Origin of the sequence: Pseudomonas sp. NPDC087336, from assembly GCF_044744285.1 — a bacterium.
In the GTDB taxonomy this organism is placed as follows: domain Bacteria; phylum Pseudomonadota; class Gammaproteobacteria; order Pseudomonadales; family Pseudomonadaceae; genus Aquipseudomonas.
Map to the genome: position 1 here is coordinate 107,539 of NZ_JBIUYA010000007.1, position 14,275 is coordinate 121,813.

The following is a 14,275-nucleotide window of genomic DNA, read 5'->3' on the forward strand; positions in this document are numbered from 1 at the left end:
CGAAGTCTCACTTGTATTCGATCAATGCGGATTTGCCGGCACCGAACCTGTTCAAAAGAAACTTGACCTGCCCGAACATCTCGGGAAATTTGCCCAGCACGAGGAAGAACGCCAGTAGCCAGTTTTGCCGTGCAGGGCCAGCGCCCCGCCTCGCCAGGCGCGCGACCTGCAGCGGATAGACCAACAGCACCAGCAGCCCGGGCCAGCCCAGCATCAGCGTGGCAATCACTGTTGCCAGCGGCACACCCAAGCCCCAGAACCAGGCCCGACGCGACTCGCGGCGCCAATGGCGCTCCGGTGCGCCCCCGTGTAAAAACGCGCCTTCGGCAAAGGCATAACCGCCGCGCAGGGTACGCCGCCACCATTGGCCGAAGCGGGTCATGCTCGCATCGTGCAAGGTCATTTCCTCGCCCAGGCGCCAGACCTTCCAGCCCTTGGCGCGCAGGCGCACGCAAAGCTCCGGCTCTTCCCCGGCAATCAGGTCCGGCCGGTACCCGCCCGCGGTGACGAAGGCGTCCACGCGCATCAGTGCATCGCCACCACAGGCGCTGGTCGCACCGGTTGGTGTATCCCATTCGAGATCGCACATCAGGTTATAAATGGAACGTTGCGGAAAACGTTCGCGGCGGCGCCCGCACACCACCGCCACCTCAGGGTGGGCTTCAAGAAAGGCCTGTGCATGGGGCAGCCAGCTGGCGACCACCTCGCAATCGCCGTCGACGAACTGCACATGACGCATCGACGGCAACAGGCGTTGCAGTCGGGCAAAACCTTCATTGCGCGCACGTGCGGCCGTGAAGGCAATGCTCATGTCCAGTTCGACCACTTCGACGCCAAGCCTTTGTGCCATCTGTCCCGAACCATCGGTGGAGCCAGAGTCGACATAGACGATCTGCTGCGCCGCCCCCACCAGCGACGCCAGGCAGCGCTCCAGGCGCTGGCCTTCGTTGCGACCGATGACCACAACGCCAACCCCCGTCGCCACCGTGCTCATGAGTATTGCTCGGCATCAGCGAGCTTGCGCTGCTTGATGGTCGCCGGCACGCCAACGGCCACCGAGTTGTCAGGCACATCGGTCAACACCACGGCATTGGCGCCGATCACCACATTGTTGCCGATGCGGATGTTGCCCAGCACCTTGGCGCCGGTGCCGATATCGACGTTGTTGCCCATCACCGGGGCGATCGGCTCCTTCACGTTCTTGAGCCCCACGACCACGCCATTGCGGATCCGGCAGTCATCGCCGAACTGCGCATAACCACTGATAACGATGCCGCCGAAATGATCGATGACGAAATTGCGCCCGACCACCACCTCGCACGGCAGCTCGATGCCCGTCACGATCTGCACCAGCTTGAACAGCACTTTGTAGATAAACGAGAGCAATTTGCGTAACAGCGCCGGGCGCACGCCGTAGCGCCAACGCCCGAAGCGATACACCAGCATCACCCAGAAACCCTGGGCGCCCCAATCACCCTCGTATGCTCGCAAGTCCGCACGTATGTTTTCGAACATGGACTGACCTACCGTGTGGGTTGGCTACCGAGTTTGGTTTTACGCAGCAGTGCCCAGGTCACACGTGTGTGTTGCCAACACGCCTTGATGGCGGCCCGACCGCGACCTCTCAACAAAGCCTTGAGCCCCAGGATCAGGTCACACAGGCCGACCAGCAGCATGTGCAAGGCCAACCCCGGCAAACCGTGATGCTTGCGGAAGTACAACAGCTCGCTTTCGATCTGCAGCGTCTGTAGCTGTCGGCCGTCCATATTCAGCTTGTCGACCGACTTGGCGCTCTCGCCACCGATATGCACCACCGTCGTATGGGGGTAGTAGACCACCTTCCACCCCGCCTGCTTCACGCGCCGGCAGTGATCGACTTCCTCGTAGTAGAGGAAATAACGCGGATCGAACAAGCCGACCTTGTCGATCACTTCACGGCGGATCAGGTAATAGCAACCAGGCACCCAGTCGCACTCGCGCACCGAGGCATGATCCCAGGCCAGGTCGTCGACCAGTTTCACCCAAGGGAAAAAGCGCTCAAGCCCGGCAGTCACGAGGAACACATTCAGCGGCGTCGGAAAGTAGCGGCAGGAGGGTTGCAGCTCGCCGTCCCGACCGACCAGGCGTACACCGAGGATCCCGCAATCGGGATGAGCCTCCATGTACTCCAGGGTCTTGGCCAGTGTGTCGTCGGACACAAAAGCGTCGGTGTTGAGCAGCAACGCGTACTTGCCCTCCAGGTGTTCAACCAATTGATTATTGGCCCGACCAAAACCGACATTGTCTTTATTGGCCAGCAACACGGCCTCTGGACAAATACTGCCCAGGCAATCCAGCGAATTGTCCGCCGAGGCATTGTCCACTACCAGGTAGCGCGCCGGGTCGGCACTCTTGGACTGGCGCAGCGCATTGAACATGGGCTGCAACAGTCCCGCCGTGTTGTAGTTGACCACGAGCACATCCAGTGGCGCGTTACTCATTGGCTTTCTCGCCAAAGAAGTACTGCGTTCTCATGGCCCTGAGCTTGGGCTCGTAATCCGGATCAAAGTGAGTGCCGCGGTGGCGGATGAGATCTATCCACGGATAGGCTTCGCAACGCTCTTCGATTTTCTTGAGCAGATCTTCAACGGTGCAGAGCACCTTCGCCGGGTTACCCCCCACCACGACTCCGGGCGGAACATCCTTGGTGATCACGGCACCGGCGGCGACGATTGAATTCGGACCGATTGTGACGCGCGGCATGACGATAGCGCCATAACCGACGAAGCTGTTGTCAAGGATATCGACCGCACCGACGGAGTCGAGTGTTTTGCCCGCGCTGACCTCGAACAGGCCAATGATTCCGTCGTGCCCGAACACTGTGCAATCGGACAAGCCGACGTTGTTGCCCAGGCGCAGCAGCGAAGGGTCGGGGATGTTGCAGCCGGGATTGATCCACACGCCCTTGCCGACCGAGTGTATTCCTCCCCAGCGCGCCAGGAACTCTGCCCATTCGAAGCCTGTGGGGTGACAAAACCTCTTGTATAAACCCTTCCCCCGACCTGTTTTCCATGCGTAGTAACTTATTGCACGCCTTGCTAGCCCAATCATCCTGTCAGCCTCACAAAAGTCAGCGTTTCACATCGGTTCCAAGACCAGATGCACCATGGTTTTGTTGTTTTTGTGGCACCCCGATTTGGTTGCTCTCCCTAAGACTTTTAAATTCAAGAATACCTGCCTGTCGCAGGGCCCATTTGATGGTTGAGGTAATCCGCCAACCGCAGCGTCAGCTGCAACAGCGGCATGGTTGGATTGCTCGCGCCAGCGGTTGAAAACACACTGCTGCCAGCGACGTACAGATTATTGGTGCCGAACACTTTGCAGTTCTCATCGACCACCCCGAATTCAGGGGAGGTCGCCATCCGGGTCGTCCCCATGTGATGGGCATGCGGCACGACCTTCAGTGGCAAGGAAACGTCATACACCGCTTCCTCCAACTTGACATAGCCAAGCCCCTCTTCGGCAAAACACTTTGCCACCTCCAGGCCTATGCTTTTTATCGTCTCCCTGTCTTCAGGGGCGAGCTCCCAGTGGATGTTGGCCTTTCTCATCCCCAGCTCATCGTGCTCTTCGGTCAACGCGACGCGACTCTTGCGGCTGGGAAACTGCTCGATCATCGTGGCGAGCTCGCCGTCACCGGGACAGTTGAACTTGGCAATGAATTCGATCTTGTGCGCCATGCCAGCCTTGCAAGCCAGGTTTTCGAAAAAGCCCTTGATTGCCGCCATGCGCCCATAGGTTTCCACGGCCGTCAACAGTGAAGCCGTGACATTGCCTTTACCGGAGTGATGCTCGATCACAAACGCATCCTTGGTGTAGAACTGCCTGGCCTCCCGGCTTTCGCCGTTGTTGAGGATGAAGGTACCGAGGGCGATGTTCAGGTGTTCCATGAAGCATCGACCGACCAGGCCATCCTCGCTGACAACGCCAGCGGCGGCCAAGGATTTGCTGTTGAGCAACTGCCTGGCATTCTCAATCGCGCCGGTGGCCAGGATGAATTGCCTGGCCGAGATGTGCGCTTGATTGCGTTCGTAATCGGACACTACGACGGCGGTGATGCGACCTGTGTTGCTGTCGAAATCCAAGTCGACGCAATTGCAATTGATGAAGACGTCCAGGCCCTCGGCCTCCTCGAGCTCCTTGGCATATTTTTGTGCAAATCGAGTCGGCGGACTGAGCAGGAAACGGTCGGCTTCGAATTCGTCGCTGTGAAAGGCCGCGTTGACGGTCTTGAATCCCGAGTCCAGCGGCAGGTCCAGAATGGCCATGGCCGCCGGTAGATTGCGCTCCATCTCGGAAAACGCGATGGGCCAGCCGGGCAAATTCACCGGAGGGGACAGGGTAAAATCCGAAGGCTCGAAGGGACGGCAACGACCGGCCCAGTGGTTGGAAGTACCCCCCAGGTAGCGCAGGCGGGTTTCTTCAGCGAAGACATCCAGCCCCGTGGAAGGACACTTGTAGAGGTTTTGCGAATACGGCGCATATTCGCGCCCCCCGCCCTCGAGAAGCACTACGCGCCAGCCATTGCCGGCCAAACGCAAGGCCAGCGTAATGCCGGCCGGGCCTGCACCAACGATGCAGAAATCATAGTGATCGCGCAGGTCTTTCTGCGTTTGGTAGTCTTTGATCATATTTGCAGTTACCGGAAATGCGCGGCAGGTAACACCCACCCGTTGATAACGACAAACTTCGATTTTCCTGCAGGAGGCCGGGCCCCAACCCCGGTGAATTTCATCGCCAGCCCCCCCAGGCTTAACAGGGCAAATGCCCGAATGAGACCTCTGCGACTAATGACAGAGGCATTCAACTCGCGTTCACTCATCGTTCACGGCTCCACGGCATCGAGATTGCATCTGAGATTCAAAGGGTGCTTCAACGTCAAGAAACCCTGGCCAACCGCTTCAACCGAAAAGCCACCTGGAAACGACCAGCACCAGCTCACCACACAAGGCCCCCACCACCAGCATAGGCAACACGATCAGTTCACGCTTGATATCGAGGATACCCACGCGACGATTGACATACACAACCAGCACCAAGGTCGGCAACGTATGCAGGGCGACACCCCAGATCGCGTAATCGACCCCGCCGATAGCCAATAACAGTGGCACCAGCACCCACAACGAAACAACCCGAATGATGTTGTCGATGGCCTGGTACTTAGTGAGCCCCAAGGCGATCCAGACTTGATTGGCCACGATGTAGCGCATCACGAAAAACGACGTCGAAAGCACGGCCATCATGTGGCCTGCCTGGGCGTAACGGTCGTCGTACAACACCTTGATGATGAGTGGACTGGTGACCCAGAGGAATCCGCAAAGAAACAGCAGCGCAACGTCCACCATCATCTTGAAGCGGTAATACAACCTGCGCAGCCGCTCGAGGTCGTTGGTTCTCGAGGCCTCACCGAAGGCCGGCAGGGCCACGGACCCGACCACTTTCAATACACCGGTCTGAAGCGCGCCCAGGATCAGTCCGGCAATGGAATACACGCCCATTTCGGTGACGGTCATGCTGCCGCCGAAAATGATCCGGTCCCCCTGCATGGACAGTACGCCCACGGCCGAAGACAACAGTATCCAGCGACCGAAGACCACCAGTTCGTCGAGCGCGGCACGTTCCCACTTCAGACGGTTGGACGGCCCCTCGAACCAGAGATGCCCAAGCAGCGTGCTGGCCAGGGCCGCGGCCAGGCCGGCAGCCACCAGCGACCAGATGGAGCGGGTGAAGTAACCGATGGCCAACATCACCAGCAGGCCGACCACCTGGGAAAGAAATTCGGCGATCACCACTTTCTTTTGCTGGAAAGCGCGAACCGCCAGGTCGACTTTCGTCGACTGGAACCCGTAGATGATCGCGGTAAGACCGGTCCAGGCCAATACCATCGGCAACTCCGGTGCGGCGTAGGTGGAGCTGTGCGACCAGAAATCGATGGATTGCGCATACCAGGCAGCGACGGCGAGAAACAAGGTCAAGGCAAACAGCACAAAGCCGCGCACGATCTGCACGGTCCAGAGGGTATTGAGAAAAACCGGATCGTCGCCGCGCGGGCTCTGCAGAATGTTCTGGCGCAACCCTACATCGGAGAGCAGGTGCAGAATGAACAAAACGGTGGCGGCGATGCTGATGATGCCGAACATTTCCGGCATCAGCAGGCGGGTCATCACCAGGTTGCCGGCCAGGCGCATCACTTGAGAGGTGACCAACGCCACCATGTTCCATGCCCCAGCAGATATTGCTCGCCCGCGAAGGCTAAACGTTGGCGAGATGTTTACTGAAGGCATAACATCAATCCCGTATTGGACGACACGAAAGGTACTATAGTCGCTATTAGGCAAACCACTAGCCAGTAGCCATCGCTCACCCATCAAAAATATCGGTAGCCCATGCCTGAGCATTTTCGCGCGTTAGTCGTCATCCTGGTCCTTGCCGGTATCGTCTTCGCTTTTGCACGGCGACCGGCGGCAGATCTGATCCCTCTGAGTGATTTCACCCGACGGCGCAACCTCTGGTTTGGATTGACGCTGGTAGCCTTTTTTTCCCACAGCTTCTGGGTGTACGCGGGTGTTACCGCAATCATTCTGACGGTCACGCGGCAGCGCGAACGCAATCCCCTCGCATTGTTTTTCATGCTGTTGTTTCTCATTCCACCCGCCAATGCGCAGGTCCCCGGCTTCGGCCTGATCAACTATCTTTTCGACCTGAACCATGTACGACTTCTGGCGCTGTGCATTTTGTTTCCGGCTTTTCTGGCGTTGCGCAGGAAGCCCGATACGCTGCCCTTCGGGCGCATCTTGCCGGACAAGCTGCTGCTCGCCTTTCTGCTCCTGACCGCCGCTCTTTCCCTGCGCCAAACCACGCCCACCGACACCTTGCGGCAATCGCTCTATCTGTTCGTCGATGTTTTTTTGCCTTACTACGTTGCCAGTCGGTCCATGAAGAATGTCAGCGACTTCAAGGATGTACTGTTGGCCTTTTTACTCGCCGCCATGCTGCTGTCGCTGATCGGTCTCTTCGAATATACCCGCCGCTGGCTGCTGTACAACGGGCTGACCTACGCCATGGGCGTGCAATGGGAAATTTCCACCTACCTGAGCCGTGGCGGCTCGCTGCGTGCCAGCGTCACCACGGGCCAGGCCATTGCGCTGGGCTATGTCATCGCCGTGGCCATCGGCTTTTACCTGTTCCTGCAGGAAGGCGTTCGCAGCAAAATGCAGCGACGACTCGGCGCCCTGCTGCTCGCCGGAGGACTGTTTGCGCCCCTGTCGCGCGGCCCGTGGATCGGTGCCGCCGTCATGATCGTGATGTTCATCGGTACCGGCCGTCATGCGGTCCGGCGCCTGATGCTTCTCGGGCTAGCCGCCGTCCTTGCCCTGCCACTGCTGGCCATCTTGCCCGGCGGGCAAAAAATCATTGATCTGCTGCCCTTCATCGGCTCGGTGGAAGCCGAGAACATCACCTACCGCCAGCGCTTGATCGATAACTCGCTGATCGTCATCCAGCGCAATCTGTGGCTGGGTTCCTTCGATTACCGCAGCACCCCTGAAATGCAGTCAATGATCCAGGGGCAGGGCATCATCGACATCGTCAACACCTACATCGCCATCGCCCTGCAAATGGGCGTTATCGGGCTGTCGCTGTTCGTGTCTTTCTTCGGCACGATCGTACTCGGCATTCGCAAGGCGATGCGTTCGTTCCCCAACCGGGACGATGAGTCGTACCGCCTCGGACGCGCCTTGCTGGCGACACTGGCCGGAATATTGGTGACCATCATCACCGTCAGCAGCATTACGGTAATCCCCGTGGTGTATTGGTCGGTAGCCGGGCTGGGCGTGTCCTATGCTCAGATGGCGCGCAGGCTCAAGCGCGCAGAGACGGTAAGCAGCAAGAGCACCCTCCAACGGACCTGGTAACGCTCATGACGTGTTTTTTTTACCGCATGCCTTTGCTGTCAGTCTTTCTCCTGTTTCTTGTCATATGGCCTCTTGGCACCCGGGCGTCGGAGTGGGTCGCCCACGTCGATGAGCGCAGCGGCCTGCCCCAGGTCACCCGTGGCGGCAGTCCTGCCGTCGCCTCGGAATTCGTCTTTTGGGGCGGCAACTGGGAATGGGCCGATTTTACCCCCACGCTCAAGGTGATCTCGCCCTATGTCTACGCCATGGAGGGCAAGAGCCAGAGGCTGGATTTCGACGCGACCGGGCAGATTCGCAAGGAAAACGAGCAGACGCTGAGCATCAACCTGGTGCTGGATGCCCGCACCCTCAAGTCGAACGTGATGGGCGGGGGCATTGTCTTCAACTTCGACCCGGCCCTGGCCGAAGAAATGGGCGAACCGGTGTTGCTGCCTGGCAACCGTGGCTGGACCTGGGGCAAACCCCAAGGGCGGCGCATCGAGATGCGCTTCGAGCCCGCGCTGGAGAGGGTGTATTTCGAACCCGGTGATCGCTCCCAGGTGCGGGCGTTCCTCTACAAGGACCGGATCAAACCCGGTCGCGAAAACTTCAAAGCCACGTTCAGCGTGTCTGGCGATGTGGTGCTGGGACCGACCGCCACCGAGCGCTTCGGGATCGCGGACCCGAAAACCTGGCCGAGCGACAGGCTGGACTGGAAAACCTCACCGGTCGACCTGTCCTTTCTCAATGCCCGGGAAAAGCCCGCGGGCAAGCGCGGCTTCGTCAAGGCAGCCGGCGAGCAACTGCTGTTCGCCGACAACACCCCGGCACGCTTCTGGGGCACCAACCTGTCGGCCTATACGTTATTTCAAACACCCGATGATGCGATCAAGCTGCAAGCCAAGCGCCTCTCGGCCCTGGGTTTCAATCTGGTGCGACTGCACCACCATGATTCGTGGTGGGTCCTGCCCAACATCTTCGGTGACGGCAGGAACGTGCATGATACCCAGCACCTGAACGCAGAATCGCTGAAGAAACTCGACTTGTGGATCAAGTGCCTCAAGGACGAGGGCATCTATGTCTGGCTCGACATGCACGTCCAACGCGCCTTGTGGGCGAACGACAACATCTTTGCCTTCGATGAATTGCCGAAGAACCAGTATGGCGTCGCCGACCTCAAGGGCTACGCCTACGTAAACGTGTCGATCCAGCAGGCCATGAAACGCTTTGCCAAGGATTACCTGAGCCACGTCAACAGCTATACGGGCCTGGCGTACAAGGACGACCCGGCGATTGCCGCGGTGCTGATCACCAACGAAAACGACATCACCCAACACTATGGCAACGCCCTGTTGCCCGACAAGTCCGTGCCCAGGCACAACGAGCTGTACATGAAGGCAGCCAAGGCCTTTGCCAAGCAGTACGACCTGGCGGAAAACCAGACCTGGCGGTCGTGGGAGCCTGGCCCCGCCAAGCTGTTCCTCAATGACCTGGAACGGCGCTTCAACGTAGACATGATCGAGTCCTTGCGCGAGACCGGCGTGAAAGTGCCGATTGCCACGACCAGCAGTTGGGGCGGCAACGGCCTGAGCGCCCTGCCCGCCCTGACCGCCGGAGACGTGGTCGACGTGCATATCTACGGTGGCCCGGGAACCCTTGAGAAAAACCCGCAGACCAGCGCCAGCCTGGTGGACTGGATTGGCGCCGGCCAGGTCGTCGGCAAGCCCCTGACTGTCACGGAATGGAACAACGAACCCTTCCCGATAGCCGACCGCCACTCGCTGCCACTGTATATCGCCGGCACGGCCAGCCATCAGGGCTGGGATGCGCTGATGCAATATGCCTACAGTCAGGAGCCACTCACCGAACAATCGGAATCCGCCGGCAACTGGCACGCCTACAACGACCCGGCCATGCTGGCCACCCTGCCCGCCGCCGCGCTGCTTTATCGTCGCGGCGACGTTCACGAAGCCAAGACCACCTATGTCTTCGCGCCGACGCCAGAGACCCTGTTCAACCAGAGCATTACGCCGGCCAACTCGGCCCTGCTGCGCACCGCCATGGAGAAAGGCAAGCTGCAGATCGCCATGCCAAAGACGCCGCAACTGCCCTGGTTGCAACCAGGCGTCATCGCCAGCAATGCACAGGTGTTCCATGACCCGGCAAAGTCGCTGCTGGACGCCTCGGCGAGCGAATCCACCAGCGACACCGGTGAACTCAAGCGCAACTGGAAACAAGGCCTCTACACCATCGATACGCCTCGCACCCAGGCGGCCACCGGCTGGATCGGTGGCCAGTCGATCAAGCTGGGCAATATCCAGGTGCAACTCAAGACCGCCTACGCCAGCGTGGTGGTGCAAAGCCTGGACGACGCGCCCGTCGGCAAGTCCGCGGACTTGCTGATTTCCCTCGGCACCCGGGCCATCCCCAGGGACAACAACAAGACGCCTTACCACGTTGAGCCCCTCGAGGGCACGCTAACCCTGCAGGCCCCTCCGGGCTTGACCCTGTTCACCCAGGGCGGGCCCCTTGGGCAACCAGGAAAACTGCCAACCACCTACCTGGATGGCCGCTACACGATCAAGTTCGACGGCCTGCAGGCGCACAATTGGCTGTTCCTGAAAAAAAATCCATCGCAAGCGAGTGACAGTCTCAAGTGACCTCGCAGGTCACTGGTCTCTTTTGAAGGACGGGTCAAGCGCCTCGCGCTGACACCGCAACGATATCAAGGAGAGCTGCATGAAATTTCTGGTGATCGGCGGCGCGGGCTACATCGGTTCACACATGGTCAAGCAGCTGCTTGGCGCGGGGCACGAACTGGTGGTGGCGGACAACTTTTCCACGGGCTATCGCAGCGCAGTGCTGGGCGGGACTCTGGTCGAGCTCGACATCGCCGACGCCCAGGCGCTGGACGCCTTGTTCAGAACCCACGACTTCGATGCCGTGTTCCACTTCGCCTCCTTCATCCAGGTGGGCGAGTCCGTCACCGAACCGGCCAAGTATTACCAGAACAACCTGGCGGCCACCCTGACGCTGCTCAGGGCCATGGTTCGCGCCGGGATCAAACACTTCATTTTCTCCTCGACCGCCGCCGTCTATGGCGACCCGGAGTATGTGCCCATCGATGAAGCGCACCCCAAGGCCGCGATCAACCCCTATGGTCGCAGCAAGTGGATGGTGGAGCAGGTGCTGGAAGATTTCGACCGTGCCTATGGGCTCAAGTCGGTGTGCCTGCGCTACTTCAACGCCGCCGGCGCGGACCCCGATGGGCAGTTGGGTGAACGCCATGAACCGGAGACCCACCTGCTGCCGCTGATCCTGCAGGCCGCCTCCGGGCGGCGCAAAACCATCACCGTCTACGGCTTTGACTACGACACGCCGGACGGCACCTGCATCCGCGACTACGTCCACGTCGTCGACCTGGTGGCCGCCCACGCCCTGGCCGTGGACTATTTATTGGCGGGAGGTAGCAGCACGGCCTTCAACCTCGGCAATGGCCAGGGTTTCTCGGTGCAGCAAGTGATCGACACGGCGCGCCGCGTGACCGGCCGGGACATATTCATCAGTGAAGCACCACGCCGCGCTGGCGACCCGCCGCGGCTGGTGGCGGATGCGCGCAGGGCCAACACCCTGCTGGGCTGGCAACCGCAATATGCCACGCTGGAACAGATCGTGGCGCATGCCTGGGAATGGGAGAAGAAGTATCCGTGGCAGTGAAGGCGACGTATTTAATCAACAGAATCCAGCTCGGGTGTCAGGCCGCCTTCGCTGGCAAGTCAGCTCCCACAGTTGATCGAGTACATCCGCGAGCGACTTGGTCGGCTGTAAGGCCGCCTTCGCTGGCAAGCCAGCTCCCACAGTTGATCGAGTACATCCGCGAGCGACTGGTCGGCTGTCAGGCCGCCTTCGCGAGCAGGCTCACTCCTACAGTAGATCGGGTAAGAACGCGAGCCGTACGGCGATCTCCTAGTAAGGGCGTTTCGCCGGCCCGGACTTGTTCAACACCGTACCAATCAGATTCGCCCTGCCCAGATGATGCAGACTCTCCTCGATCTCTTTCTTGGTGTTCATCCCGTTGGCAACCACCAGCAGCACACAGTCGAACTTGGGCAGCACGGTAATCACATCGTCCGAACTCAACACCGGCGGCAAGTCAAAGATCACGACACGAGAGTTATAACGCTCGCGCAGATCAACGATCAACTCGCTCACCGCCGGCGATGACAGCACCTCGGTGGAGAGCGGAATCGGTTCGCGCGTCGGCAGGACTACAAAACGCGGCAAGGTCGGATTGACCAGCACCTCTTGCAGCTCGGCTTCGTTAGTCAGAAATTCATTGAGCGATTTTTCCATCGGCAGCCCCAGGTAGCTACCCACCTTGGGACAACGCAAATCGAAATCCACCAGCAGCGCCGTCTTTGTCGTGTGATGCGCGATACTCATTGCCAGGTTGATCGCCAACACCGACTTGCCCGCCTCCGGTGTCGGCGAGGTAATGGCCAGTGTGCGCCAGCCATTTTCCTCCATGACTTTGAGGACCTGGGTACGCAGCAGGTCGAACGCCCAGCCCATGTTCGAATTCTTGTTGTAGGCGACAATGCGATGGCGCTCCAGATGCTCTGCCCGCAACGGTACGACCTTGGTTTGCACGTAGCTGAGTGCATTGAGCGGTGCAGGCTGTCCGGATGAAGAGAGCACCAGGCCTGACGAAGGCGATTGTTCGCCTTTACCCAGAGGTGGCTTAATAATTTCCATCGCAATATTCCTTATTCAAACCGCGCCAGAGCCTTGAACATCAGCAGATCCAGTGGCATGTAAAAGAAGTGCAGGAGTACCAGGGAGACCACGATCATCAAGACGCCACAGAGCACCAGTATCGTTCGCCACTGTTTGCGACGAGCCAGTTCCGCCTGGGTATGAATGTAGGGAATGGCCACCAGTACGCGCCTGCCCAGCACACTGGTCAGCGCGTCCACGCCACGTACCCGCTGGCTCAGCATCTCGAGCAGCATCACCAGTGCACCCGCCCCTACCGGCGCGAGGACAAAGCCCAGGGCCACGACTTTCTTACGGTTCGGCCGCACCGGTTTTTCCGGCATCAGCGGCGCTTCGAGCAGCACAAAACGCTCGGCTTTGTTTTCCTGCTCCAGGCTTTCGGTAATCTTCGCACTCATCTCCTTGGTGCGGATTTCCTCATACTTCTTGCGTGCGTTTTCATGGTCACGCATCAGTGTGACCAAGCCGCGTTCCACTTGCGGCGCCTCGAGAATCTGGCTCTCCAGGGTCGCGATCTTGTCGAGCAATTGCTGCTTCTGCGCGGCCAGCGATCTCATGCGCTGTTCCGAGGCGGCAATGCGCGCCTGGACCCTGGCAACGTCCAGGCTGACCGGTGTGACCGAACTGCCGCGGCCTTCGCTGGCCTGCATTGCGGCAATCTTGCGCTTGATGGCCCGAACATCAGGGTGGGCTTCCTTATAGATCGTCAGCAGCCGAGCATACTCGGCCTTGAGGCTCGGTAGATCCTGCACCGGTTCAACGACCGCGCCCGCCGTACCCGCCTTGATCGCCAGACCGGCATGGGCTGCCGACAGTTCCAGGTCCTGGAAGCGCAACTCTTCGTTGGCCGCCTTGTAGTCACGGTCGATATCCTTGAGTTCGAGTTCAGAGCGCGACAACATGTTCATGCGCAGCTCCTGATGCTCAGGCAGCGCGTTGCCATGGGCCTGCTTGAAGTCCGCCAGCTTGTTCTCCAGCACTTCCAGCTCGGTGCGCAGCTTGTTCGCCTCCTGGGTCAGAAACTCAGTGGTTTCACTGGCCCGCTCGGTCCGCTGCTTGATGTTCTCATTGAGGAACAGCGTCACCAGTTCGTTGGCCACTTCGTTCGCGACTTGCGGCTCCCTGTGCTCGAAGGCAAGGCGGAAGGCAATCGTCACCTCGCCTCGCCCCTTCACCGCCGCACTGACCAGGGCGACCGAAATCGCATTGCGCATCTCTTCGATCTTCTCGGTCAGGGTCAGCCGCCGGCTTCCCGTTTCGAAAAGATTGTACTTGTTGATGATTGCCTCCAAATGCTCGCGGGTCATCACGCGCTGGCGGATGACCTCGATGCGCTCGTCGGCAAAGGTATTGTTGTTCCCCGCCACCAGGTCCGGCGAAATCTGTTGAGACTCGACCAGGATAGTTCCGGACGACTGATAGATCGGCGGCATGGAGGTCGCCACCAATACTGTCGCCCCGATTATCACGGCCACCGTCACAATCAACAGCCAGGCCCGGTGCTTGATTACTGCAATGTAGTCGTTGACCGACATTTCGTATTCAGAGGACATAAATACCACGCTGCT

At 59.6% G+C, this 14,275-nt stretch carries 11 protein-coding genes; 3 read left to right on the forward strand and 8 right to left on the reverse strand.

Annotated features, from left to right (window positions below):
* Positions 1-7: 7 nt before the first annotated feature.
* The 6 genes from ACIO0C_RS09140 to ACIO0C_RS09165 all read right to left on the reverse strand — a co-directional run bounded on the left by ACIO0C_RS09140 (position 8) and on the right by ACIO0C_RS09165 (position 6,323).
* Positions 8-985 carry a glycosyltransferase gene (locus ACIO0C_RS09140; RefSeq protein ID WP_401310913.1) on the reverse strand — a complete coding sequence of 326 codons (978 nt, stop codon included), beginning with the start codon at positions 983-985 and terminating at the stop codon, positions 8-10.
* Positions 986-990: 5 nt separating this feature from the next.
* Positions 991-1,515: a serine O-acetyltransferase gene (locus ACIO0C_RS09145; protein WP_008062132.1), complete on the reverse strand. Its 525-nt coding sequence runs from the start codon at positions 1,513-1,515 to the stop codon at positions 991-993.
* An 8-nt stretch (positions 1,516-1,523) separates the two neighbouring features.
* Positions 1,524-2,480, reverse strand: a complete 957-nt coding sequence (locus ACIO0C_RS09150; RefSeq protein ID WP_401310589.1) for a glycosyltransferase family 2 protein — start codon at positions 2,478-2,480, stop codon at positions 1,524-1,526.
* Positions 2,473-3,090 (reverse strand): acyltransferase, encoded by a 618-nt coding sequence (locus ACIO0C_RS09155; protein ID WP_008062136.1) that lies wholly within the window; start codon positions 3,088-3,090, stop codon positions 2,473-2,475. The genes ACIO0C_RS09150 and ACIO0C_RS09155 overlap by 8 nt, the downstream gene beginning before the upstream one ends.
* Before the next feature lie 113 nt (positions 3,091-3,203).
* On the reverse strand, positions 3,204-4,670 hold the full coding sequence (locus ACIO0C_RS09160) for a GMC oxidoreductase (protein WP_401310592.1): 1,467 nt from the start codon (positions 4,668-4,670) through the stop codon (positions 3,204-3,206).
* A gap of 270 nt (positions 4,671-4,940) precedes the next feature.
* Entirely contained in the window at positions 4,941-6,323 is a 1,383-nt protein-coding gene (locus ACIO0C_RS09165) for an oligosaccharide flippase family protein (RefSeq protein WP_401310595.1), read from the reverse strand.
* Positions 6,324-6,425: 102 nt separating this feature from the next.
* Between ACIO0C_RS09165 and ACIO0C_RS09170 the strand changes: the two genes are divergently transcribed.
* The 3 genes from ACIO0C_RS09170 to galE all read left to right on the forward strand — a co-directional run bounded on the left by ACIO0C_RS09170 (position 6,426) and on the right by galE (position 11,648).
* Positions 6,426-7,952, forward strand: a complete 1,527-nt coding sequence (locus ACIO0C_RS09170) for an O-antigen ligase family protein (protein WP_401310598.1) — start codon at positions 6,426-6,428, stop codon at positions 7,950-7,952.
* A 5-nt stretch (positions 7,953-7,957) separates the two neighbouring features.
* Positions 7,958-10,591 (forward strand): glycosyl hydrolase family 5, encoded by a 2,634-nt coding sequence (locus ACIO0C_RS09175; RefSeq protein ID WP_401310601.1) that lies wholly within the window; start codon positions 7,958-7,960, stop codon positions 10,589-10,591.
* A 79-nt stretch (positions 10,592-10,670) separates the two neighbouring features.
* Entirely contained in the window at positions 10,671-11,648 is a 978-nt protein-coding gene (gene galE / locus ACIO0C_RS09180; RefSeq protein ID WP_401310603.1) for a UDP-glucose 4-epimerase GalE, read from the forward strand.
* 249 nt (positions 11,649-11,897) lie between these two features.
* Here the strand turns inward: galE and ACIO0C_RS09185 are convergent, their stop codons facing one another.
* Both ACIO0C_RS09185 and ACIO0C_RS09190 read right to left on the reverse strand, forming a co-directional pair.
* Positions 11,898-12,686, reverse strand: coding sequence for a CpsD/CapB family tyrosine-protein kinase (locus ACIO0C_RS09185; protein WP_401310606.1), 789 nt, complete (start codon positions 12,684-12,686; stop codon positions 11,898-11,900).
* An 11-nt stretch (positions 12,687-12,697) separates the two neighbouring features.
* The gene (locus ACIO0C_RS09190; RefSeq protein WP_401310609.1) at positions 12,698-14,260 is read right to left on the reverse strand and encodes a GumC family protein; all 1,563 of its coding nucleotides are present in this window, start codon (positions 14,258-14,260) and stop codon (positions 12,698-12,700) included.
* Positions 14,261-14,275 lie beyond the last annotated feature (15 nt).